Source organism: Micromonospora echinofusca, from assembly GCF_900091445.1.
GTDB lineage: Bacteria > Actinomycetota > Actinomycetes > Mycobacteriales > Micromonosporaceae > Micromonospora > Micromonospora echinofusca.
This window is the reverse complement of record NZ_LT607733.1, coordinates 6,489,598-6,513,638: the sequence shown is the minus strand read 5'-3', so window position 1 is coordinate 6,513,638 and position 24,041 is coordinate 6,489,598. Positions and strand designations below refer to the sequence as shown.

Annotated in this window: 20 protein-coding genes; 14 read left to right on the top strand and 6 right to left on the bottom strand. The window is 70.9% G+C overall.

What is annotated here, in order from left to right:
• Positions 1–3: 3 nt before the first annotated feature.
• Positions 4–1,536 carry a glycosyltransferase family 87 protein gene (locus GA0070610_RS28055; RefSeq protein WP_089002821.1) on the bottom strand — a complete coding sequence of 511 codons (1,533 nt, stop codon included), beginning with the start codon at positions 1,534–1,536 and terminating at the stop codon, positions 4–6.
• Positions 1,537–1,998: 462 nt separating this feature from the next.
• On the opposite strand from GA0070610_RS28055, the gene GA0070610_RS28050 reads away from it, so the two are divergent.
• From GA0070610_RS28050 to GA0070610_RS28040, 3 genes are all read left to right on the top strand, one after another.
• Positions 1,999–2,847 carry an AfsR/SARP family transcriptional regulator gene (locus tag GA0070610_RS28050; protein WP_089002820.1) on the top strand — a complete coding sequence of 283 codons (849 nt, stop codon included), beginning with the start codon at positions 1,999–2,001 and terminating at the stop codon, positions 2,845–2,847.
• Between the two features lie 371 nt (positions 2,848–3,218).
• The gene (locus tag GA0070610_RS28045; protein WP_089002819.1) at positions 3,219–3,830 is read left to right on the top strand and encodes a DUF2690 domain-containing protein; all 612 of its coding nucleotides are present in this window, start codon (positions 3,219–3,221) and stop codon (positions 3,828–3,830) included.
• Between the two features lie 40 nt (positions 3,831–3,870).
• On the top strand, positions 3,871–4,440 hold the full coding sequence (locus GA0070610_RS28040) for a DUF2690 domain-containing protein (protein WP_157747257.1): 570 nt from the start codon (positions 3,871–3,873) through the stop codon (positions 4,438–4,440).
• Between the two features lie 169 nt (positions 4,441–4,609).
• Here the strand turns inward: GA0070610_RS28040 and GA0070610_RS28035 are convergent, their stop codons facing one another.
• Positions 4,610–7,492: a transglycosylase domain-containing protein gene (locus GA0070610_RS28035; protein ID WP_089002817.1), complete on the bottom strand. Its 2,883-nt coding sequence runs from the start codon at positions 7,490–7,492 to the stop codon at positions 4,610–4,612.
• Between the two features lie 194 nt (positions 7,493–7,686).
• Positions 7,687–8,154 carry a DUF5318 domain-containing protein gene (locus GA0070610_RS28030; RefSeq protein ID WP_089002816.1) on the bottom strand — a complete coding sequence of 156 codons (468 nt, stop codon included), beginning with the start codon at positions 8,152–8,154 and terminating at the stop codon, positions 7,687–7,689.
• A 175-nt stretch (positions 8,155–8,329) separates the two neighbouring features.
• Here GA0070610_RS28030 and GA0070610_RS28025 point away from each other — a divergent pair, with 175 nt between their 5' ends.
• On the top strand, positions 8,330–8,968 hold the full coding sequence (locus GA0070610_RS28025) for a PadR family transcriptional regulator (protein WP_089002815.1): 639 nt from the start codon (positions 8,330–8,332) through the stop codon (positions 8,966–8,968).
• Between the two features lie 23 nt (positions 8,969–8,991).
• The gene (locus tag GA0070610_RS28020) at positions 8,992–10,071 is read left to right on the top strand and encodes an inositol-3-phosphate synthase (protein WP_089002814.1); all 1,080 of its coding nucleotides are present in this window, start codon (positions 8,992–8,994) and stop codon (positions 10,069–10,071) included.
• Between the two features lie 100 nt (positions 10,072–10,171).
• Here GA0070610_RS28020 and GA0070610_RS28015 read toward each other — a convergent pair whose 3' ends face one another.
• Entirely contained in the window at positions 10,172–10,651 is a 480-nt protein-coding gene (locus GA0070610_RS28015) for a methylated-DNA--[protein]-cysteine S-methyltransferase (protein WP_089002813.1), read from the bottom strand.
• Positions 10,652–10,734: 83 nt separating this feature from the next.
• Between GA0070610_RS28015 and GA0070610_RS28010 the strand changes: the two genes are divergently transcribed.
• Positions 10,735–11,256, top strand: a complete 522-nt coding sequence (locus GA0070610_RS28010; RefSeq protein ID WP_231925836.1) for a hypothetical protein — start codon at positions 10,735–10,737, stop codon at positions 11,254–11,256.
• Between the two features lie 28 nt (positions 11,257–11,284).
• The gene (locus tag GA0070610_RS28005) at positions 11,285–12,802 is read left to right on the top strand and encodes a flotillin family protein (protein WP_089002811.1); all 1,518 of its coding nucleotides are present in this window, start codon (positions 11,285–11,287) and stop codon (positions 12,800–12,802) included.
• A gap of 153 nt (positions 12,803–12,955) precedes the next feature.
• Here the strand turns inward: GA0070610_RS28005 and GA0070610_RS28000 are convergent, their stop codons facing one another.
• Complete coding sequence (locus tag GA0070610_RS28000; protein WP_089002810.1) at positions 12,956–14,416, bottom strand: CCA tRNA nucleotidyltransferase; 1,461 nt, start codon at positions 14,414–14,416, stop codon at positions 12,956–12,958.
• Positions 14,417–14,550: 134 nt separating this feature from the next.
• On the opposite strand from GA0070610_RS28000, the gene murJ reads away from it, so the two are divergent.
• From murJ to GA0070610_RS27965, 7 genes are all read left to right on the top strand, one after another.
• Positions 14,551–16,302, top strand: coding sequence for a murein biosynthesis integral membrane protein MurJ (gene murJ / locus GA0070610_RS27995; RefSeq protein ID WP_089002809.1), 1,752 nt, complete (start codon positions 14,551–14,553; stop codon positions 16,300–16,302).
• Between the two features lie 461 nt (positions 16,303–16,763).
• Positions 16,764–18,368, top strand: a complete 1,605-nt coding sequence (locus GA0070610_RS27990; RefSeq protein WP_089002808.1) for a protein kinase family protein — start codon at positions 16,764–16,766, stop codon at positions 18,366–18,368.
• Between the two features lie 43 nt (positions 18,369–18,411).
• Positions 18,412–19,191, top strand: coding sequence for an RNA polymerase sigma factor SigM (gene sigM, locus GA0070610_RS27985; RefSeq protein WP_089002807.1), 780 nt, complete (start codon positions 18,412–18,414; stop codon positions 19,189–19,191).
• A complete protein-coding gene (locus GA0070610_RS27980; protein ID WP_089002806.1) occupies positions 19,188–20,282 on the top strand; it encodes a hypothetical protein in 1,095 nt (364 codons plus the stop codon). Before sigM ends, GA0070610_RS27980 begins: the two co-directional genes overlap by 4 nt.
• A gap of 178 nt (positions 20,283–20,460) precedes the next feature.
• Positions 20,461–21,414 carry a thioredoxin-disulfide reductase gene (gene trxB / locus GA0070610_RS27975; RefSeq protein WP_089002805.1) on the top strand — a complete coding sequence of 318 codons (954 nt, stop codon included), beginning with the start codon at positions 20,461–20,463 and terminating at the stop codon, positions 21,412–21,414.
• Positions 21,415–21,446: 32 nt separating this feature from the next.
• Positions 21,447–21,770 (top strand): thioredoxin, encoded by a 324-nt coding sequence (trxA, locus tag GA0070610_RS27970; RefSeq protein ID WP_089002804.1) that lies wholly within the window; start codon positions 21,447–21,449, stop codon positions 21,768–21,770.
• 148 nt (positions 21,771–21,918) lie between these two features.
• On the top strand, positions 21,919–23,082 hold the full coding sequence (locus tag GA0070610_RS27965) for an N-acetylmuramoyl-L-alanine amidase (protein WP_089002803.1): 1,164 nt from the start codon (positions 21,919–21,921) through the stop codon (positions 23,080–23,082).
• A gap of 43 nt (positions 23,083–23,125) precedes the next feature.
• Here GA0070610_RS27965 and GA0070610_RS27960 read toward each other — a convergent pair whose 3' ends face one another.
• On the bottom strand, positions 23,126–23,791 hold the full coding sequence (locus tag GA0070610_RS27960) for a GNAT family N-acetyltransferase (RefSeq protein WP_089002802.1): 666 nt from the start codon (positions 23,789–23,791) through the stop codon (positions 23,126–23,128).
• Positions 23,792–24,041 lie beyond the last annotated feature (250 nt).

Below are 24,041 nucleotides of genomic sequence, written 5' to 3'. Positions count from 1 at the left end.
CGTTCACGTGGACAGCCCTCGCGCCGGAGCCCCTGCGCTCGTCGCGGCTCCCTCGTCGGGCGCCACGGACCGGCGTCGCCAGCGGTCGAGCCAGGGTGCGTCGGGGGCGCCGTCGAGCAGCCCGCCGTCCGGGTCGTCGGCGTAGGTTCGCCGCACCGGGTCGAGTTCCGGTCGCAGGATCTCCCGGACGACCAACACGCAGAGCACCACCACGGTGGCCAGCCGCAGCGTCGAGGCCAGCACGAAGACGCCCTCCGGGAAGACCGGCCGGCTGGTAGCCGCGCCGAGCAGTTCGCCGTAGAAGGCCACGAAGTAGCAGACCTCGGCCACCTGCCAGGCCAGGAAGGCGCCCCACTTCGGGCGGGCGAGCACCACCAGCGGCAGCAGCCAGAGCACGAACTGCTGCGACCACACCTTGCTGAAGATCAGGAAGGCGGCGACCACCAGGAACGCTAGCTGGGCGAGCCGGGGCCGGCGCGGGGCCAGCAGTCCCAGCGCGGCCACCCCGAGGCAGGCCAGCCCGAAGAGGGCGTACGACAAGGTGTTCAGGGTCGGGATGTTGATGTTCAGCCACTCGAACGGCCCGAGGTCGGCGGGGTTGGCGTTGCCGAACTTGCCGTCCAGGTAGCGCCCGATGTACCAGAGGGTGCCCCAGTCGATGGGCCGGGTCGAGTTCAGCTCGAAGAAGCGGTCCCAGTTCTCCCGGTAGGGAATGGCAACCGGCAGGTTCACCAGCACCAGGGAGACCAGTGCGGCGCCGAAGGCGGTGAGGGCGGCGCGGAGCCGCCCGGCGCGCAGCGCCAACACCAGGATCGGGCCGAGGATGAACAGCGGCCACATCTTGGCCGCCCCGGCGAGACCGAGCAGGACACCGGCCACCAGTGGTCGCCTGCGCGCCCAGGCGAACAGGCCGAACGCGGCCAGACCGATGGCGAGCAGGTCCCAGTTGACCGTGGCGGTGAGCATCAGCGCGGGGGCGAGTGCGAAGAGCGCCGCGTCCCAGGGTCGGCGGCGGCGCAGGGCGAGGAGCACCGCCACCGTGGCCACCGCCAGCGCGCCGAGCACCAGGGCATTCAGGTTGTAGAACCACATGCCCTGGTTGAGCCCCGGGTCGTCCTGGCCGATGGCGTGCACCGGCAGGCCGAGGGCACCCATGAAGTACCCGGTCAGCACCGGGTACTCGACGGGGTGGTCCTGGTAGGGGACCGCGCCCTCGTTGAGCCGCTCGGCGTAGTAGAGCGCCAGCACGTCCGTGTAGCAGAACCGGGTGTACTGCACGTTGTTCTGCCAGGCGCCGTCCTGACAGGGCGACTTCTGCACCCAGTGCAACGCCAGGGTCAGGCAGACCATGGCCAGGACGATGCGGGTCGCCGTCCAGAATCGACTCTCACGCCCCGGGGGTTGGTCCAGTGCGACGGCGTGATCACCGAGCGGGCCCCCGATCAGGCCGGACACCCCGCGGACGAACCCATCCGAGCGTGACGGATGGTCGTTGGCGGCTGTGCCGTCGCTGCGGGGCGTCGACTGGGTGCTCATGGATTGGCATCCTGCCCTATGTCGCGCTCTCCCACGAGAACCTTGCTACGGGTGCCGTCGCACCCGGGGCCGCCGGTACTGCCTGCGGCCGGTCGGGCGAGGAGGCGTCCCAGCCTCGATCCCAGGCGCAAGAGAGGCGTACCTTCGGCCGCCGAACTCCCATTCCTGCACCAATTTGCAGTCAGTCGGACGACGCACCTTCCCGAGCAATTCGGAGCGTCGTACTCAAATAAATAGGTAGCTTGAGCCTTGCGCCGTCGTGATCCGTGCCACAACTACACAATGTAGTCCCTGCGTGGTGAATAGTGACATCCAAGCCTCGAAGCGCCTGCGAAAGATGCGAAGTATCCACTTTCGCCACTTATGTCAACGAGTGATCAATGTTGACGAACATTGAGTACCGGCTATGCTGAGCACGGCCCGACGAGGGTCGGGCAGCAGGCGTAACACGGGGGATACATCTTGGAATTCTATTTTCTAGGCCCACTGACCATTAGATCAGGGGCCGCATCAGTCTACCTATCGGGCGAGCGCAGTCAGAAGCTCTTCGCGGCTCTCCTGCTCAACTCCAATCAGCCTGTCTCCGTCGAGCGGCTCATCGATGTGGTCTGGGACCATCATCCGCCTGGCACCGCCCGTCAACAGATCCAGAACCGATTGGGCAGGCTTCGGGCCCTGCTCCTCTCAGGCGGGCAACGGATCACCCGCACCGGCAACAGCTACGCCCTCGAGGTCAGCGAGAAACAGATCGACGGGCTCCGGTTCCGGCAGCTCTGCACTCAGGCGGAGCAGGCGCGATGCGCCGGTCAGCTTGACCGGGCAGCCAGCCTCCTGCACGCCGGCCTGACGCTGTGGCGCGGTTCGACCATTCAGGGCATCGACTCACCGGCCTTGCGGGGCGACATCGTAAGGTGGGAAGAGGCCCGACTCAGGGCGATCGAGGCAGTGGTGGCTGTGGAGTTCAGCCGCCAGCGGCACAGTGCGATGACGACCGACCTCTACTCCTGGGTACAGCACTATCCCTACCACGAAGGCCTGCACTGCTCTCTCGCCGAGGCGCTGCACGCGGGATCACGGACAGCCGAGGCGGTGCACGTGCTGCACCAACTCAAGCTCCGGTTGGCGCGCGAACTCGGCATCAATGCCGGAACCGGCGTGCACGATCTCCACCGCCGGCTCCTCGGCGCCGACGTGGCCGAGGCGGATGAGTCTGCTCAACTGAAACGCCAAGCCGCGGAGGCCATTCACCGTGCGCTGACCGAGACGACGCAGGCTCTCAAAGTACTCAGCAACGCCATCGCGAGCTACTGAGTCGGCGTGCTCCATCAGGTGATCCGGCTGCCCTGCAACGGTCAGGACCGGGACAGCCCTCGTGCGCGGTCCCGCTGGGCGTACGGCCCACCTTCGTGCAGCCGCAAGGTGGCCAGCATCTCGCCAAGGGCAGGCGCGGCGACCGCTACCACGTTCCGCACCCCTGACCAGGCCATGGTCCAGTCCTCTCCGGTCCATTCAGGTCGCGGCTCAACCTAAAGGCACGGGCACCTCCTGATCATCGTTCGGCCTACCGGATCCCACGCACGCGGGACACGGCGATGATGAGGTGGTGGCGCGGCCCCAGATAGTCGGCTCAGTCACCGCGCCACTCGTTCCGCTGAGCGGCGCCGTTCCGAAAGGTCGTGCACATGAAGGACAGATCGACGGTTGGACTGAAACTGGCTCGGCTGGCCGCCGCGGCGGCCATGCTGACCACCGCCCTCGTGGGCGTCGGAGCCGGGCCCGCGGTCGCTGCCCCGGACAGCGCGCAGAAGCCCACTGCGACCGCTGCGGTCGACGATGGCTTCACCAAGCGCACGCTCAGGAATCCAGAGGTGGTCAGCGCCCTCGCCGATCCCGATCAAGCAATCTTCATCAGCGCCGGCACCCTGGCGACCTACGGCTGTCGTTCCCTGTGTGACTACAAGGATCCAGCCAGTTTTCGAGTCTTCTACGACGACTGCTCGAACTGCTACTACAAGTGCGCGGACGACGCAGTAGACAAGTTGAAGCATCAGGATCCGGTCATCTCCATCATGATCCGGTACAGCCCTCGCTGCAGGACTGCGTGGGCCAAGAGCAACTACTCTGCGAACTCGTACATCAAGGCGGACAGTCGATACCTGAGCGGCAGCCACCGTACGACCGTCACCGAATACGTGGGCAACTACACCGTGATGCTGGACGACGCCGACCTTCAGGCGCGCGCCTGCGTCCAACCGAGCGGGCCGTACGACCTCTACTGCACCGGCTGGTACTGATCTGTCGATCTGCCCCGGTCAGGCAAGAAAGGAACCGTCCGTGCGAAAACTGCTCAACGCCCTTGGTGCTGCCCTAGCTCTGGGGCTGGCCCTGGGCCTGACCCCCACACCTGCCAACGCCGCCGCTCCAGCGATGCCGAGCGATACAGCGGGTCAGCTGACGATGGCCGAAATGATCACCGAAGACAGCACCTTCATCGATGCGGCCACTCTGGCTGCCATCGGGTGTGGGCAGGTGTGCGACTACAAGAATCCGGCTTCTTACCGCATCTATTACAACAGCTGCACGACCTGCTACTACTATTGCGCCGACGATGCGATAACGCCAAGCCCGCTCGCCAACTACGACAAAAGAACCTCTTCGGCGTCAATCGAGTTGCGATACAGTCCGCGGTGCCGTACCGCATGGGCCCGCACCACGTGGGGCGCTTCCTACTTCTACGTCGAAAGCCGTTATCTGAGCGGCAGCCATCGAGCGACCGCCGGTTTCACCAAGGAAGACTACGGGACCAACTACACCGCAATGCTCAACGACGCCGATCTTCAAGCTCGCGCCTGCATGCCCAACCATGGGCCAGTCACTGGAACCCTCTGCACCTCCTGGTACTGAGCAGCGGTTGCACGAGCATCCACGGTGACCACAGCGACCAGCCCGTGACTATCGGTCGCTCTTCGGGAGTCGGTGACTGGACAGGTCATCCGGCATGACCGAATCCGTAGGGATCTAAATCGCCGAAGGCCGCCGGACAATTGTCCGGCGGCCTTCGGCGATGAGGAACTCAGTCCCGTATACGAGGTGTGCTGGTCGGTAGGAGTCCGCCTCCGCCGCCCGGCCGCGGTTCGGTCGGGTTGGTGGGAGCGGTGGGGGCGGTCGGGCCGCCCGGAGGATTGCCACCGCCGTTGTTGCCACCGCCGTTGTTGCCACCGCCCGGCGGGCAGAACAGCTCGAGTGGACCGCAGTTCGGCGGGCCCGACGGGGGCGGCGGGGGCGGCGGCTCTTCGCCGTTGCCAGCCTTGTCGTCACCGATGCCGGTGACACTCGGCAGCTCCGACTTCTTTTCGCCCTTCAGGGCGTCATCCATGTATCGCTTCCAGAGTTCGGCCGGGAAGCCGCTACCGCCGATGTCCTTCTTGTTCTTGTCAACGATGGTCGGCTTCCTACTGTCGCGACTGCCGACCCAGACCGCAGTGGCGAGATTGTCGTCGTAGCCGACCATCCAGGCGTGCGCGTTACGAGGCGTGCCGGCATGCTCCCAAGTGCCGGTCTTGCCGGCGGCGTCCCTGCCGTCCAGTCCGGCGTTGTTCTTCTCCGGGATCTCCTTCAGCACCGCGGTCACCTCCTCGGCGACCTCCTTCTTGATGCGCTGCTGCGGGTTGAGCTTCGCGCCGGTGCCCGGCACCTTCATCCACTTACCGGTGGCCTTGTTCTGCTTTTCCACCTTGCTGACGAAGTACGCCTTGTTGTACTTGCCGTCATTGGCCAACGTGGCGAGCCCGTTCGCATGGTCGAGAACGGTGACCGGGTACTTGCCGAAACCCGTCCAGTTGTCGAACTTCGAGGGAGCGATCTTCTCGGCCGGCGTCTTGACCAGGTCGTACTCCTGGCGAGGATCGACGGTCCACATGGTGGTCACGCCGGCCCGCTTCGCCATGTCGACAACCTTGGCGGCGCCGATCTTGTCGGTCACCCAGTAGAAGGGCACGTTGTACGAGCGGACGGTCGACTCGTGGAGCGTGCAGGACTTTCCGCAGACGCCCGCGCCACGGTTGGCATTACCGATCTCCGTGTCGGAGCCCTTCGGCTTGAACGGGGTGGCGTCCCAGAGCGACTTGACTGAGATCCCGGCGTCGATCGCCGCCGCCAGGGTGTAGACCTTGAAGGAGGAGCCCGGCGGGTGGCCACCGACGATGTCACCGTTCGAGTCGACGTTCTTGCCCGCGTAGTCGAAGTCGGCGCCGCTGTCACCGCCGTAGTAGGCGAGCACCTTGCCGGACCTCGGCTCGATGGAGACCACCGCCGCCATCAGGTTCTTCGGCTGCCCATAGAGCACCGACCCCTTCCGGTCGGGCTGGGCCGCCTTCTCCAGCGCCGTCTGCATCTTGGCGTTGATCGTGGTCGTGATCTTGTAACCGCCGGTCCGCAGCTCGTCGACGCAGGTCGGCTTGCCCGGCGCGCCCGAGTCGGAGCAGAGGCCCCACTTCTCCATCTCCTGGCGGACGTAGTTGACGACGTTGCCCCGAGGGCTCGCCACACCGAACCCGTTGCCGTTCTTCGCCGGCGCCGGCACCTCCGGGTACGCGGTGGGCCGCTCCGCAGCGTTCAGCCAGCCCTCCTCGACCATGCCGCCGATCACGTACTCCCACCGCTCCTTGGCCTGAACGGGGTTGACGGCGGGGTCGTAGCCCTTGTGGGTCGTGCTGGGCACGGGCTGCTTGATCAGCGAGGCGAGCACCGCGCCCTCGGCGACCGTGAGCTTGATCGCCGGCTTGCGGAAGTAGGTCTGCGCGGCAGCCTCGATGCCGTACGCGCCGCGCCCGAAGTAGATCACGTTGAGGTAATGCTGCATGATCTGCGGCTTGGTGTACTTCTCGTTCAGCTTGGAGGCGAAGATCGCCTCCTTGACCTTCCGGGCGTAGGTGTCGTCCTTCAGGTTCTCGATCGCGTTGCGGGCGTACTGCTGGGTGATCGTCGAGGCGCCCTGCTTGTCGCCGCCACTGACGTTGTTCCAGGCCGCCCGCGCGATGCCCTTGTAGTCCACGCCCGAGTGCTTGTAGAAGTTGCGGTCCTCGGCCGCCGCCACGGCGTGCTGGACGTGCTCAGGGATCTGATCGATCGTGACGAAGGTGCGGTTCTCGTTGCCCAGCCGGGCCACCAGGGTCTTGCCATCGCTGGCGTAGACCGAGGTGGAGAGTGGCAGCGGGACCTCCTCCGGGAGGACGACGTTGGTCGAGTAGTAGGTGAAGCCGACCACGCCGAGCCCGGCGAGCATGATGAAGACGGCGAAGCTGGCGATCACCAGGTTCACCCGCTTGCGCTTCTTCGCCCGCGCCGCGCCGGCCGGGTCGCCCGCTCCCCGCGCGCGTCGGCCGGGGCCGGTCGGCCCGCCGGGCCCACCCGGTCCACCCGAGGCCGGCGAGACGCTCGCCCGCGCCGTGGCCCGGCCGCTCACGCCACCGACGGCCGCCGACCCGACACTGGCCCGTCCGGCCGAGGCGGCGCCCACGGCAGCCGTACCGACCGTGGCGCGACCGGCCGACCCGCTGGCGGCCGGGGAGACCGGCACCGACGCGCGACCCGCGCCGGCTGCCCGGCCGGCGGCCGGTGCCGGCGAGACGGGCACGGAGGCCCGGCCCGGCCCCGCCCGCCCCACGGAGGCGGAACCCACCGAGGCCGAACCGGCGGCGGAGCCGCCTCGCGGCGGGACGGCCGCCGAGGCCGAACCGGAGGCCGGAGCGCCACGCTGCGGCACGGACGCCGAGCCGCCGACCGAGGCCCGCCCGGCACCGGCGGCCCGGGGCGCTACCGAAGCGCGGCCCGCGGGTGCCGTACCCTCCTGTGCAGCCGACCAGCCGCCCCCGCGGGCGTCACCGCCGGGGTCGCCGTGCTGGCCCGGAATCTGGGCCCGCCCGCGCGGGGAACTGGAATCGCCGTACGAGTTCATTCCTCACACCCTGCCGTCGCGGTGGGACGCGGCTGCGCCGCCACCGGTTTGCCGTGAGATGGGACACCCGTCGAGGGCGGCACGTACGTGCCGGTCGACCGGTGCCACTTGCGAATCAATCGGGCCAATCAGACCAACGATCCGTCGGTCTCCCCGGGCGTGCGTACGGCCGGGGTCGGCCGATCGAGCGAAGATCACCGTTGCGCCTCTCGCCTCCGTCGACCACCCGCACCGTTGCCTGTGGCGGCCACGCCGCCCACCGCGTCCTGATCCGGCCCGCCCTCCGGGCTGCCGGTCAGCCCGTCCCGGCCGAGCAGGTACTGCTCGACGAGATGGTTCCAGTCACAGCCGAGACACACCTCCACCACGAAGACCTGGAACTCACGCACCGTCATCGCCAGCATCGGCAACTCGGCCAGTGTCCGGGCCTGCCCGGCGGACTGCTTGAGTTCGTCGCCGTAAATGTAGTGGACGTGGGTCAGGTTCTCGCTCCGGCAGATCGGACACCGCTCGTCGGTCGGCTCACCGTGGAAGCGGGCGGCGTTCTTCAGGTAGGGCGAGGCGTCGCAGACGTCGTACGTGCCCACCCTGCCCGCGAGGAGTTCACGCAGCACCGCTCGCTTCCGGAGCGAGTAGTCGACCACCTGGCGCTGCGTACGCATGCGGAGAAGGGTACGCGGTCTCGCCGGACGGGGCGACCACGGTGACGATGCGTGACCACGGAACCGCGGAAACGAGGGTTTGCCCTGATCACGGCGATCCGCTAGCGTGCGATGTATCGGTCCGATACATCGCGGCGGTTACCGCTCCGCGTAGAGGGTACAGAGAGGATGGCCCGTGCTCGAGCTCGCCATCCTCGGCCTCCTGCAGGAGTCTCCGATGCACGGCTATGAGCTGCGCAAGGAGCTGACCGCCAAGCTCGGTGCGATCAGGGCGGCGATCAGCTACGGCTCGCTCTACCCGACCCTGCGCCGCCTCCAGGCGGCGGGGTGGATCGCCGAGGCCGCCGACGCACCCGCCACCACCGAGGAGGTTCCCGCGCTGACCAGCCGGCGAGGCCGGGTGGTCTACGAAATCACCGCGGAGGGCAAGGAACGCTTCGCCCAGTTGATCGCACAGACCGGGCCGGAGACGTACGACGACACGGGCTTCGGCGTGCACTTCGCGTTCTTCGCCCGGACCGACCAGGCGACCCGACTCCGCATCCTCGAGGGTCGCCGGAGGAAGATCGAGGAACGCCGCGAGGGACTTCGCGACGTGCTCGGCCGGGCAGCCGAACGCCTCGACGCCTACACCCTGGAACTGCAGCGCCACGGCTTGGACGCCTGTGAGCGCGAGGTCCGCTGGCTGGAGGAGCTCATCGCCAACGAGCGCTCCGGCCGTGCCCCGACCATCCCGTCAACCGGGACGGCCGGCGGTCGACGAGAAGACAACAGCCCGCCTCCGCCTGGAGAGTCCAGGAATGAGCGGCCGTGATGAAGAAGAAGGAGGCAGACGCTATGGGCTCCGTCCGCGTCGCCATCGTCGGTGTGGGTAACTGCGCCTCGTCCCTCGTGCAGGGCGTGGAGTACTACCGCAACGCCGACCCGAACGACCGCGTCCCGGGTCTCATGCACGTCACCTTCGGCGACTACCACGTCTCGGACGTGCAGTTCGTCGCGGCGTTCGACGTGGACGCCAAGAAGGTGGGCATGGACCTCGCCGAGGCGATCGTCGCCAGCGAGAACAACACCATCAAGCTCTGCGACGTGCCGCCGACCGGCGTCACCGTCCAGCGCGGTCCGACCTTCGACGGTCTGGGCCAGTACTACCGCGAGATCGTCGAGGAGTCCGACGCCAAGCCGGTCGACGTCGCCCAGGCGCTGCGCGACGCGCAGGTCGACGTCGTGGTCTCGTACCTGCCGGTCGGCTCCGAGCAGGCCGACAAGTTCTACGCCCAGGCCGCGATCGACGCCGGCTGCGCGTTCGTCAACGCGCTTCCGGTCTTCATCGCCTCCGACCCGGAGTGGGCCAAGAAGTTCGAGGACGCGGGCCTGCCGATCGTCGGTGACGACATCAAGAGCCAGGTCGGCGCCACCATCGTGCACCGCGCGCTGGCGAAGCTGTTCGAGGACCGGGGCGTCGAGCTGCTGCGCACGTACCAGCTCAACTTCGGCGGCAACATGGACTTCATGAACATGCTGGAGCGCAACCGCCTGGTCTCGAAGAAGATCTCGAAGACCCAGTCGGTCACCTCCCAGATCCCGCACGAGATGAGCAAGAGCGACGTGCACATCGGCCCGTCGGACCACGTTCCGTGGCTGGACGACCGCAAGTGGGCGTACATCCGCCTGGAGGGTCGCTCGTTCGGCGACACCCCGCTCAACGCCGAGCTCAAGCTCGAGGTGTGGGACTCGCCGAACTCGGCCGGCGTCATCATCGACGCCGTCCGCGCCGCGAAGATCGCGCTGGACCGGAAGATCGGCGGCCCGATCCTGTCGGCCTCGTCGTACTTCATGAAGTCCCCGCCGGTGCAGTACGCCGACCACGACGCGCACGCCGCCGTGGAGGCGTTCATCGCCGGTGACGCCGAGCGCTGACGCGCCGACAGCAGCACCGCCGAGGGCCGGGTCCGTGGACCCGGCCCTCGCCGCGTCCACCCTGCCCGGCCGTACGCGCAGGGGCCCGTCTCACGCCGCGTCAGGACCAGGCGCGCCGCAGGGCCACCCCCGCCTCCAGTTCCAGCAGCGTCACCTTGCGGTCCAGGCCGCCGCCGAAGCCGACCAGCTTGCCGCCCGCGCCGACGATCCGGTGACACGGCACGAGCACGGGGATCGGGTTGCGGTTGCAGGCCACCCCGACCGCGCGGGCCGCGCCCTGGTCGCCCAGCCGCCGGGCCACCTCGCCGTAGGTGAGCGTCTCCCCGTACGGGATGAGGGTCATCTCGCGCCAGACGCCCCGCTCGAAGTCGGAGCCGCCCGGCGCCGCCAGCGGCACGGTGAAGGCGGTCAGCTCGCCGGCGAAGTACGCCCGCAGCTCCGCCAGCGCCTGCCGGGCCGCCTCGTCGTACGGCTCCTCGGCCGCTGCGGGGGCCCGGCCGAAGTGGGCCCGGCACACGTGGAACCCGTCGGTGGCGACGGAGAACTCGCCGATCGGGGAGTCGAGCACGGTCCAGCGCATCCCGCCATTGTCCCCCGCGCCCCGACCTGGTCTCCCGCCCGAGCCGCCGACGCCCCGCCCGACGTTTGCGGGCCACCGATACCGTGCAGGTCGTGGCCACGGGGACGCTGATCTTCCTCATCATCGGCGGCGCGGGCGTCGCGGTCCTGGCGCTCGCCCTGCTCGGCGGCGAGCTGCTCCACTTCGGCAACCCGGACTTCGACGGTCCGGTGTCGGTGGAGGCGGTCGCCGGGTTCACCGGAGCGCTCGGCTTCGGCGCCGCGATCGTCAACGAGCTGGTCGGTGGGCGTACGCCCGGGATGATCGCCGTGGCCCTGGCCGGCGGAGTCGTCGCGGCCGTGCCCACCGCCTGGGCCGCGGCCCGGCTGAGCCGGGCGGCCCGCGACATGCGCACCGATCCCACCCCCACCCGCCACCACCTGGTCGGCGCGCTCGGCCTGGTGGTCACCCCCGTGCCCGTCGACGGCTACGGCGAGGTCCGGGTCCGGGTGGCCGGCCAGCCGGTCAAGCTCAACGCCCGCGCCGACCGACCGATCCCGGTCGGCGCCCAGATCTTCGTGGTCGAGGCGCTGAGCGAGACCAGCGTGCACGTCGAGACCTACTGAACCCCCTCATAGAAAACAGGACGGTCACATGCCCCTTCTCATCGCCATCGGCGGCGCGGTCCTCCTCGTCCTCGTGCTCGTGCTCTTCGTGCTCTCCCGCATCAAGGTGGCCGGGCCGAACGAGGCGTTCATCGTCACCGGCCGCAAGGGCCGCACCACCCAGACCGCCGACGGCGGCCGGTCGACCGACAACTCCGGGCAGAAGGTCGTGCTCGGCGCGTCCGTCTTCGTCCTGCCCGTGGTGCAGAAGCTCCAGTCGCTCGACCTGTCCAGCCGGCGGATCGACGTCGGCATCAAGGGCGCCGTCAGCAAGCAGGGCATCCGCGCCGACCTGCACGGCGTCGCGATCGTCAAGGTCGGCGGCACCGAGGACGCCATCCGCGCCGCCGCGCAGCGCTTCCTGCACCAGCAGGACGAGATCGAGGACTTCACCCGGGAGGTGCTGGCCGGCGCGCTGCGTTCGATCGTCGGCCGGCTCACCGTCGAGGAGGTCATCCGGGACCGGGCGGCGTTCGCCAGCGCGGTCGCCGAGGAGGCCGAGCACTCGATGACCAACCAGGGCCTGGTGCTGGACACCTTCCAGCTCCAGGACATCCTGGCCGAGGGCTCCTACCTCCAGGACCTGGGCCGGCCGGAGGCCGCCCGGGTGCTCAAGGACGCCGCCATCGCCGAGGCGCGGGCCCGCCAGCAGGCCGAGCAGGAGCGGCTGCTCGCCGAGGAGGCCATCGCCGAGGCCAACCGGAACCTGTCGCTGAAGCAGGCCGCCATCCAGGCGGAGATCGACGCGGCCAAGGCGAAGTCCGCCGCCGCCGGGCCGCTGGCCCAGGCCGAGCGGGACCAGGCGATCCTCTCCGAGCAGCAGAAGGTCGCCGAGCGCAACGCCGAGCTCAAGCAGCGCCAGCTCGACACCGAGGTGCGCAAGCCGGCCGACGCCGCCCGATACAAGGTGGAGCAGGAGGCCGAGGCGTCCCGCAACGCGGCCGTGCTGAACGCCGACGCGCAGCGCCAGGCCGTCATCGCCGCCGCCCAGGCCGCCGCCGAGCAGGCCCGGCTCACCGGTGAGGGCGAGCGGGCCCGCCGGGCCGCGCTGGCCGAGGCAAACGCGATCGAGGGCGCCAAGGAGGGTGAGGCCGAGCAGCGCCGCCGCTCCGCCATCGCCGAGGCGGTCGAGCGGGAGGGTGCGGCCGAGGCCGCCGCCATCCTGGCCAAGGGCCAGGCCGAGGCCGACGCGATGGCCCGCAAGGCCGAGGCCTTCGCGGCGTACGGCGAGGCCGCCGTGCTGGACCTGCTGGTCAAGGTGCTGCCGCAGGTGGTCGAGGCGGCCAGCGCCCCGATCGGCGCGATCGACAAGATGACCGTCATCTCCACCGACGGCGCCTCGTCCCTGACGAAGTCGGTGGCGGGCAACGTCGCCCAGGGGCTCCAGCTCGGCAGCGACCTGACCGGCATCGACCTGGCCGGCCTGCTGGGGAAGCTCGGCTCGGCGGCGGCGACCACCGGCAACGGCAAGCCGCCGGTCGACGGCTCGGCCGTCGAGACCCGCTGACGCCAGCCGCACAGCGGTCGGGCCGCTGAGCGCGACAGGGCGCCGTCCCCGGCAGGGGGCGGCGCCCTTCTCGTGCCGGAGCCGGGCCGCGCCGCTGCTGTCGGTGCCGGTGGTCGCCCTGGCCGTCGGCCCTGTCCCGCGGAACGCGGCGGACTAGCCGACGATGCCCTCGTCGCGGGCCCAGCGCAGCAGCTCCGCCTCGGCCTCGTCGCGGTCCAACGGGCCGCGCTCCAGGCGCAGCTCCTTGAGGTGCTTCCAGGCCTGCCCGACAACCGGCCCCGGCGGTACGCCCAGCAGCTCCATGATGGCGTTGCCGTCCAGGTCTGGCCGGACCCGCGCCAGGTCCTCCTCGGCGGCGATCCGGGCGATCCGCTCCTCCAGCGCGTCGTAGTCGGCGGCGAGCTGGGCCGCCTTGCGCCGGTTGCGGGTCGTGCAGTCCGACCGGGTCAGCTTGTGCAGGCGCGGCAGCAGGTCACCGGCGTCGGCGACGTAGCGGCGCACCGCCGAGTCGGTCCACTCGCCCCGCCCGTAGCCGTAGAAGCGCAGGTGCAGCGCCACCAGCGCGGTGACCTTGGCAGTGATCTCCTTCGGGTAGCGCAGCGCCTTCATCCGGGCCTTGGTGAGCCGGGCGCCCACCACCTCGTGGTGGTGGAAGCTGACCCGGCCGTCCTGGCCCACCGCCTTCGTCGCCGGCTTCCCGACGTCGTGCATCAGCGCGGCCATCCGCAGGACGAAGTCCGGCCCCTCGGTCTCGTACGAGACGGCGTTGCTCACCACGGTGAGGGTGTGCTCGTAGACGTCCTTGTGCTGGGCGTGCTCGTCGATCTCCAGCTTCAGCCCGGTCAGCTCCGGCAGGAAACGCTCGGCAAGCCCGGTGTCGACCAGCAGCCGCAGCCCGGTGAGCGGGTCCGCGCCGCAGAGCAGCTTGGTGAACTCGTCGCGGATCCGCTCGGCCGTGATCCGGTCCAGGTCGCCGGCCATCCGGGCCATCGCCGCGTATGCGTCGGGGTGCACCGCGAAGCGCAGCTGGGCGGCGAAGCGGGCCGCGCGCAGCATCCGCAGCGGGTCGTCGCCGAAGGACTCCGCCGGGGTGCCCGGGGTGCGGATCACCTTGGCGGCCAGGTCGTCCAGCCCGCCGTGCGGGTCGGTGAACCGGTGCTCGGGCAGGCTGACCGCCATCGCGTTGATGGTGAAGTCGCGCCGCCGCAGGTCCTCGGCGAGGTCGGTGCCGTACTCGACGACCGGGTTGCGGCTGACCTGGTCGTACGACTCGGCGCGGAAGGTGGTGATCTCCAGCCGCAGCCCGTCGCGCTGGCACCCGATGGTGCCGAACTCCCGGCCGGTCTCCCAGATCGACTCGGCCCAGCCGCGTACGACGCGCAGGGTCTCGTCGGGGTGCGCGTCGGTGCAGAAGTCGAGGTCGTCGCCGAGGCGGCCGAGCAGGGCGTCGCGTACCGAACCGCCCACCAGGTGCAGCTCGTGGCCGGCCCGCGCGAACCGGCGGCCCAACTCGTCGGCGACCGGGGAGACCCGGAGGAGTTCGGCGACGGCGTTGCGCTGCGCGGCGGTGAGTTCGCGGCGGTCGGCGGCGTGGGGAGCGGAGGCGTCGGACATGGGAGCGCCAGCCTATCGGTCCCGGCGGGGATGTGGTCCGCCGGGCGCGGGTAACGGGTGGCCGTTGACTATCGTCTGTGACGTGCGGGCCGGGCCCCGGCTGCGACGTACCTCTCTGCCTTGGAGGCGACAAGATGAGCGGCGGTCTCTACCGCAGCGCGAATGCCGCCCAGGGCGGCGCCGCGCCCGGCCGGCCGTCGGACGGCGCCACGTTCATCTCCGCCGAGCCGCTCAACCAGCCGGCCCTGGAGTCGACCGCGCCGCCGCAGGAGCAGGTGGCCGAGGCCAGCGCCGCGACCAACAGCGCGGTGATGGCGATCGGCAGCCTCGTCAGCCGGGGTACGGGCTTCCTGCGCAACCTGGTGATCGCGGCGGCGCTCGGCGGCGCGCTGGTCGGTGACGCGTACACGACCGCGCAGATCCTGCCCGGGATGGTCTACGAGTTCCTGCTCGGCGGAGTGCTCACCAGCGTGCTGATCCCGGTGCTGGTGCGGCGGCGCAAGTCCGACGCGGACGGCGGCCAGGCGTACGCCCAGCGGCTGCTCACCCTCGCGGTGCTGGCGCTCGGCGTGGCCGCGGTGTTGGCGGTGCTGGCGGCATCGTGGCTGACCTGGCTCTACGGCAGCGGCGAGTCGCCCGACGGTTACTCGGATCTGGTCACGGCGCTGGCCCGCCTGATGCTGCCGATGATCTTCTTCTCGGGCCTCAGCGCGCTGATCAGCGCGGTGCTCAACACCCGGGGCCACTTCGCCGCCCCGATGTGGGCGCCGATCCTGAACAACCTGGTCGTAATCGCCACCGCCGGCCTCTACATCGCGATCTTCGGCGCGAAGATCATCAAGCCGGACGAGATGACGACCGGGCGGATCCTGCTGATCGGCGGCGGCACCCTGCTCGGCGTGGCCGTCCAGGCCGCCGGCCTGCTGCCGGCGCTGCGCAAGGTGGGCTTCCGCTGGAAGCTGCGCTTCGACTTCCGCGAGCTGGGCCTGCGCGAGCTGGGCCGGCTCGGAGCCTGGATGTTCTGCTACGTCGCGGTCAGCCAGATCGGCCTGATCGTGCTGTTCAACCTGCTGAACCGGGCCGGCCGGGAGAGCGCCGCCGGCCCGCTGATCTACAACAATGTCTTCCTGCTGCTGATGACGGCGCACGGCATCATCGCCGTCTCGATCATCACCGCGCTGATGCCCCGGATGAGCGCCGCCGCCGCCGACGGCCGGTACGCCGACGTGGCCGCCGACCTGTCCCGGGGCACCCGGACGGTCACCGCGGTGCTCGCGCCGATCGCCGTCTGCTACGCGGTCCTCGCCACCCCGATCGCGTTCACCCTGTTCCGGCACGGCGCCTTCACCGCGAACAACGCCGCCGCCACCTCAGTGGTGCTGCTCGCCGCCGCGCTCGCCCTGGTGCCGTTCGCGGTGAGTCAGCTGTTCACCTTCGCCTTCTACGCGCTGCCGGACACCCGCACCCCGGCGCTGATCAACATTCCGGTGGTGGCGCTGCGCATCGGGGTGCAGGTCGTGCTCTACGTGGCCTTCTCGGCGAGCTTCGTGGGTGCCGGCATGATGATCGGCAACGCCGTCTCCTACCTGGCTGCCGCCGTCGCCTCGGCCTGGCTGCTGCGCCCCCGGGTGGGCCGGATCGGCCTCGGCGAGATCATGCGGACCGGCGGCCGGGTCCTGGTCGCGGCGCTCGGCTCGGCGGTGGTCGGCCTGATCGTGGTCAAGTTGCTGCCCGGCGACGACACGCCGAGCCGCCTGGAGGCCATCGTGCAGCTGGTGGTCGGCGGCGCGGTGATCGGCGGGACGTACCTCGGGCTGGCGACGGTCCTGCGGATCGGCGAGATCACCGAGGTCGTGGGCATGGTCCGGCGCCGGTTGGGCCGCTGACCGATCCCCGACTCCCCGGCCGGCGGCCGTCCTGCGGGCGGACTCCACTCTGTGTGAACGAGGATCACCAGCCTGGGGATGCGCCTGTGGATAACTCCGCGATTCACCGCTCAGCCACCGGATCGGCCTGTGGATAACCAACCGTACGGATGAGCATGACGGGCCGGTCGGGGGGAACCCGGCGGCGTCGGCGCGATCGCCGCACCGGCCGGCCCCCTCTCTGCGGGTGCTTGCGGTCAACCTCTAGATTGGCCAGTACATGTGCCAGCAACGTGGCCGACAACGGGCGCAACCGGACAAGCCGGTCGCCTGCCGGCAGCTCAGCCCGGGAGCGGCGCGAAGATGACATGTCGGGGAGACGGCCAACCCGGGTAAGGTCGCTCTCGACGGGTACGGCAGGCGCCGACGCTCCGCGTCGACACCGGTCGACCGGTTCCTTCGAAGGCAGAGCGGGAAGCCACATGCCCAGCAGCGCGGGTCCATCGATCGACACGATCACCGAGGGAGGACGGGTGACCCAGGTCGGCGAAGGTCAGGAGGCGGAGGAGAGCGCTCCTCAGGTCATGACCTTCGGTGCTCCCACGGCCGGTGAGATCCTCGCCGAGCGTTACGAGTTGGTCGAGCACATCAACAACGACAGCGCGGGTCGGCTGGTCTGGCGCGGGGTCGACGTCATCCTGCGCCGTCCCGTCGCGGTCGTGCTGCGCTACCCGGGTGGCGACTCGGCCACCGAGATGCTCCAGGGCGCCGTCGCGGCCAGCCGCGTCATCCACCCCAACCTGGTCGGCGTCTACGACGCGATCGACGAGGCCGAGCGGGCGTACGTGGTGCGGGAGTGGGTCGACGGGCAGTCGCTGCGCGAGCTGGTCGTCGACGGCCCGCTGGACCCGGCGCGCGCCACCACCATCGGCAACGCGGTCGCCAGCGCCCTCGCCGCCGTGCACGCCACCGGCATGGTGCACGGCAACGTCCACCCCGGCACGGTGATGATCAGCGACGACGGCCGGGTGGTGCTGGCCGACGCGCGCACCGACGGCGCCGACAGCCAGCAGAGCGACGTCCGGGCGATCGGCGGGGTCCTCTACTTCGCCCTGACCGGGCACTGGCCGCACGTGGAGGCCCCGCTGCGGGGCGCCACCGCCGGCCACGGCCGGGCCGCCATCCCCGACGCCGTACGCGACGCGGGGGGTGCGCTCGCCGCGCCCCGGCAGGTCCGGGCGGGCGTACCGGCGTACCTCGATGACCTCACCATGGACCTGCTCGACGCCGAGATCGAGCCGTCCTCGTCGGACGTGCTCGCGGCCGAGCTGGCCCGGCTGGACGTGCCGGCCGACGAGCAGTTCCTCGACAACGCCGGCCCGCTGCGCTTCACCGCCGACACCGGCGAGGAGCCGTCGCCGCTGGCCGCCGCCGGCGGGCGCAAGGTCGCGATCGGCATCGCCGGCCTGCTGGCGGTCGCCCTCGTCGGCCTGCTGATCGGCATCACCACCCTGCGCGGTGGTGACGACGACCCCCAGACGAACCCGGTCGCCGCGCCCTCGTCGAGCGCGCCCGGTGGCGACGCGACCCCGGCCGCCGTCACGGCGGGGCCGCTGAAGATCAGCGCCGCCCGGATCATCGACCCGGACAGCAAGTCCCGGGACGAGCTCGAGGGAGCCGACAAGGTCTTCGACAACGACGAGGACAAGGGCTGGGAGACCGACACCTACAACCGGTCCAACTTCGGCAACCTGAAGAAGGGCATGGGGGTCTGGATCGACCTCGGCGACCAGCGCACCGTCAAGTCGGTGCAGGTCGTGCTCTCCGCCCGGGGCGCCTCCGCCCAGCTCCTCGCGGGTACGAACGACCAGCCCTCGACCTCGGCGGGGGACGACGCGCTCGTCACCGAATACAAGAAGACCGCGATCGGCCAGCCGTTCGAGGAGCACGAAGGCACCAAGATGACCTTCAACGGCTTCAACGCCGACCAGAAGTACCGCTACCTGCTGTTCTGGATCACCGAGCTGCCGTCGAGCGACGGCGGCTACAAGCTCGGCGTCCAGGAGATCACGGTCCAGGGATCGTGAGCCGGTCCCCGCGCTCCGGGCACCGCATCCGCCGGACGTGGTGATGGGCGTGCCCGGGGAACGAGCGACCGGTGGACCGGTGGGTCCACCGGTCTCGTCGTCGGCGCCGCCGGCCGGGGCTGCGGACCTCGACCTCCTGCACGCCCACGTGGCCGGCGACCCGCACGCCTTCGCCGAGCTCTTCCACCGGCACCGCGACCGGCTCTGGGCGGTGGCCCTGCGTACGCTCGGCGACCGTGAGGAGGCCGCCGACGCACTCCAGGACGCCCTGCTGTCCGCCCACCGGGCCGCCGGCCGGTTCCGGGGCGACTCGGCGGTCACCACCTGGCTGCACCGGATCGTGGTGAACGCCTGTCTGGACCGGATCCGCCGCCGCCAGGCGCACCCCACGGTGCCGCTGCCGGACGGGGTTCGCGACACCGACTCCGGCACCGGGGGCGTCGAGCCGGCGGCACCCGTACAGGACCACGACACGGCGCTCGTGGTCCGGCAGGCGCTCGCCGAGCTGCCGGCCGAGCAGCGGGCGGCGCTGATCCTGGTCGACGTGCAGGGCTACCCCGTCGCCGAGGTGGCCCGGATCCTCGGCGTGGCCGAGGGCACGGTCAAGAGCCGGTGCGCCCGGGGACGGGCCCGCCTGGCGACGCAGCTCGGCCACCTGCGCCCCCAGCGGGCCGAGGAGCGGTCCACCCCGCAGCGGGCCGAGCCGGCCCCGACGGCGGGTCCGAACGTGCCGGCCGTCACCCGAGGGAACCCGCGGTCGCCCGAGGGCGTCCGATCGGGGTCGGGACGGTCCCGGCGGGATGCCCACCAGGAGGACGCGTGACGGCCGGGGGGTTCAGGGAGGTCGACCACGACCTGCTCGCCGACTACCTCGGCGGGGCGCTGGACGGTACCCCGGAGGAGGAACTCGTCGCACGCCTGGTCGACGAGGACGCCGACTGGGCGCAGGCGTACGCGCTGCTGGCCCCCGCCGTGGCGGACGTCCGGGCGGGCCTGGCCGCCTGGGGCACCACCGCACCCGAGATGCCGGCCGACGTCGCCGACCGGATCGCCGCCGCGCTGGCCCACGCCACCGCCACCGGCGCCGCGGCCCTCGGGCCGGGCAGCGACTCCGAGCCGGTCCTCGCCGGGCCGGGCCCTTCGGGGTCTGACGACGTCGAACCAGGTCCTTCGGCTGGCGGCGCGGGAGCAGAACACGCCGGGGCGCAGCCGGGGGTCAGGATCGGCGCCGGCGCGGTGCCCACGCAGCCGCTCGGCGGTTCCGGCAGGCGTCCGGCGGGCGTACCCCGCTCTGAACCGGGTCGCGGCGGGGCCACCGGGCCCGGCCGACGGCGACGCCGCTGGGGCCGCCTGGCGGGGCCCGTCGCGCTGGCCGCGGTGTCCATCGCGGCGGTCGGCCTCGGCGTCGACCAGTTCACCAGGGATCAGCAGACCGGCGGTGCCGCGGACACGGCGTTGCCCGGCTCCGCCCACCGCGAGGAGGCAGCCGGCCCGGCCACCGCCACGCCGTTCCGAATCTCCGGCGAGCCGTCGGTACGCAGCGGCACGGACTACACGCCGGAGTCACTGGCCGCCCTCCCGTCGTCGCCGAAGGCACGGCCGTTCACCGGCGGACCGCCCGGGGAACAGCCCGGCGTCCAGGCGGAGGGCGGGCGGCTGCCCAGCTCCGCCCTCGGCCTCGATCGGCTCACCGACCCCGCCGCGCTGGGCGCCTGCATCGGCGCGATCAAGGCCGAGCACGGCAACGGTCCGTTGGTGGTCGACGTGGTCGACTACGCCCGCTTCCAGGGGCGCCCGGCGCTGATCGTGCGCTTCACCGACGCCACGGGGGCGGGCTGGGCCTGGGCCAGCGGCCCGGAATGCGGGGTCCCCGGGTCCGGCTCGGACAGCCGCTACCGCACGCGGGTAGGGTGAATTCGCGGCCACCGGACGTTTGACCGTCCACGTGACCTGACCCACCGGATGACCGGCTCGGGAATCCCCGGTTCGTACGATGACGTTCTGCACATCGAAGTGCCGGCACCGAGGGGCGTCGGCATCGGATCGGCATCGGTGCGCGCCGATGACGAACAACACGAATCGGGAGACGGCAGTGGACGAGGTCCGCAACCTGATCATCATCGGCTCCGGGCCGGCCGGTTACACGGCGGCGGTCTACGCGGCGCGCGCCAACCTCAAACCGCTCATCATCGAGGGCGTGCAGTCCGGCGGTGCGCTGATGACGACCACCGAGGTGGAGAACTTCCCCGGCTTCGCCGACGGCATCCTCGGCCCTGAGCTGATGGACAACATGCGCAAGCAGGCCGAGCGGTTCGGCGCGGAGTTCCTCACCGACGACGTGACGCGGGTCGAGCTGAAGGACACCGGCAGCGTGGGCTCCGACGCCGTCAGCACCGTCTGGGTGGGCCAGACCGCGTACCGGGCCAGGGCGGTCATCCTCGCCACCGGCTCCGCGTGGCGTCCGCTCGGCGTTCCCGGCGAGCAGGAGTACCTGGGCCACGGCGTCTCGTCCTGCGCGACCTGCGACGGCTTCTTCTTCCGCAACCAGCACATCGTGGTCGTCGGTGGCGGTGACTCGGCGATGGAGGAGGCGAGCTTCCTCACCCGGTTCGCCGACTCGGTCACCATCCTCCACCGCCGGGACTCCTTCCGGGCCAGCAAGATCATGGCCGAGCGGGCACTGAGCAACGACAAGATCAAGGTCGAGTGGAACACCGTGGTCGAGGAAATCCTCGGCGACGACGGCAAGGTCTGCGGGGTGCGGGTACGCAACACGCACACCGGCGAGTCCAAGGTCCTCGACGTCACCGGCGTCTTCGTGGCCATCGGCCACGACCCGCGCAGCGAGCTGTTCCAGGGCCAGGTGGAGATGGACGACGAGGGCTACGTGAAGGTCGAGGCGCCCAGCACCCGCACCAGCGTGCCCGGCGTCTTCGCCGCCGGCGACCTGGTGGACCACACCTACCGGCAGGCGATCACCGCCGCCGGCACGGGCTGTGCCGCCGCGCTGGACGCCGAGCGCTTCATCGCCACGCTGCAGGGCTGAACAACCGAAACACATTCCGGAGGAGGGTCATAGTGGGAGCAACGAAGTCGGTCACCGACGCGAGTTTCGCCGTCGACGTGCTGAAGTCCGACAAGCCGGTTCTGGTGGACTTCTGGGCCGAGTGGTGCGGCCCGTGCCGCAAGGTGTCGCCGCTGCTGGAGGAGATCGCCGGCGAGATGGGCGACCAGGTCACCATCGTCAAGCTCAACATCGACGAGAACCCGGAGACCGCCCGCGCCTACCGGGTGATGTCGGTCCCGACCCTGACGGTCTTCAAGAACGGCGAGCCGGTGCAGTCGATCGCCGGCGCCAAGCCGAAGGGCGAGCTCGTCAAGCTCATCGAATCGGCGCTCTGAGCAGCACCGACACGCGTCGACCCCGTACCCGGTCCGCCGGGCACGGGGTCGACGCGTTTTTCCCGACGTGGGGCCCCGGAGCCTTCGGAGCGCATAACCTCAACCCGGGGCCGCCCGGCCAGCAACCGTCCTGCAGAGGGGGTCGTGCGTGCGTCCGATCCGACCCGGTGACCGTGGACCCGCGGTGACGGAGATCCGTACGGTGCTCACCGGCCTCGACCTTCTCACCCCGACGGCGCCGGACGCCGACGAGTTCGACACGCACACCGAACGCGCGGTACGGGCCTTCCAGCAGTCCCGGGGGCTCAGCGTGGACGGCCGCGTCGGCGCCGAGACCTGGCGGGCCCTGGACGCCGCCCGCTGGCGGCTGGGCGCCCGCACGCTCTACCATGCCGTACCGGATCCGCTCACCGGCGAGGACGTCCGCTCGCTCCAGGAACGGCTGCTGGAGATGGGGTACGACGTGGGGCGCGCGGACGCCATCTACGGCGTACGGACCTCCCGGGCGGTCGCCCAGTTCCAGCGGGAGGTCGGGCTGACGCCCGACGGCTCGTGCGGCCCGCACACCATGAACGCGTTGCGCCGGCTCGGCCGCAAGGTCGTCGGCGGGCGCCCGCAGTGGCTGCGCGAGTCCGACGCCATCCGGCAGTCCGGCCCGACGCTGGTGGGGCGGACCGTCGTCATCGACCCCGGGCACGGGGGCACCGACCCCGGCGTGCTGGTGCCGGACGGGTCGCTGCGGTGGACCGAGGCGGATCTCGTGCACGACCTGGCCAGCCGGTTGGAGGGCAGGCTCGCCGCCTCCGGCGTCCGCGTACAGCTCACCCGCGGGCCGGCCCAGGAGGAGTGCCTGCCGGACGTCGACCGCGCGGAGCTGGCCAACTCCCTCGGCGCCGACGTGTTCATCTCGCTGCACGTCGACGGGCATGCCAACCCGGAGGCCGAGGGGGTGGCGACCTACCACTACGGCACCGACAACGGGGTGACCTCGGCGACCGGGGAGCGGCTGGCCGGGCTGGTGCAGCGCGAGATCGTCGCCCGCACCGGGCTGCGCGACTGCCGCACACACGCGAAGGCGTGGGACCTGCTCCGGCTGACCCGGATGCCAGCCGTACGCGTCGAGGTCGGCTACCTCACCTCGCCCGCCGACCGGGGCCGACTGGTCGACCCCCGGTTCCGGGACCGGGTGGCGGAGGCCATCGTCGCCGCCGTGCAGCGGATGTACTTCCCCGTCGAGCGGGACGTCCCCACCGGCTCGATCGACGTGAGCGAGCTGCGGGCGGTGGTGGCCGCCGGCACGGTGGTGGACTGAGCCCGTTGCCGCCTGCCGCCGCCCGGAGTCGCCCGTCGCAGGGTCAGCTGGCGGTGGAGCGGGTGGCCGGGGCCGGGCGGACGGGGCGGAGCAGCGTCTCGGGGCTCATCGAGCCGAGCAGCTTCTCCAGCGCGTACTCGACGTCGGACTTCCAGCTCAGCGCCGTACGCAGCTCCAGCCGCAGCCGCGGGAAGCGCGGGTGCGGGCGGACCGTCTTGAAGCCCACCGAGAGGAAGAAGTCGGCCGGCGCGACGCAGGTGCCGGCCGGGTCGGCCGCGTCGCCGAACTTGGCGTCGCCGAACGCCTCGATCGCCTTGATGCCGCGCTTGGTGAGGTCCCGGGCGACGCCCTGGACCAGCATCCGGCCCAGCCCGCCGCCGGCGAACGCGGGCACCACGTTGGCCGTCATCAGCAGCGCGGCGTCGGCGGAGACCGGGGAGGTGGGGAAGGCCATCGAGCGCGGCACGTAGGCCGGCGGGGCGTAGAGGACGAAGCCGGCCGGCATGCCGTCGACGTAGACGAGCTTGCCGCAGGAACCCCACTCCAGCAGGGTCTGCGAGACCCAGGCCTCCTTCTCCAGCCCCGGATCGCCGGCCGCGCAGGCCCGGTCCGCCGAGACCGGATCAAGCTCCCAGTAGACGCACTGCCGGCACGGACGGGGCAGGTCCTCCAGGGTGTCCAGGGTCAAGCTGACCAGACGTCGCGACATTCGTGCATCCCCACATTAGGCTCGGAGGTGAGACCGGCACGGAACGACAACGCCGCTTTTCCTGCCCCCGACGAGCGATCGTACGCCGCAAACGGACGCGGCGGGAGGGGACGCGCGAATGCCCCTCCCGTCGGGGCGCCCGCCAGGTCCGCGATGTGGACGCCGACCGCCGTCACGGTGGCATCCTGGCAGGCGGCGACTAGGATCGACACCCGGCGTCCCGCGTCGCCATGGTCGTCGGTGTCCCGGG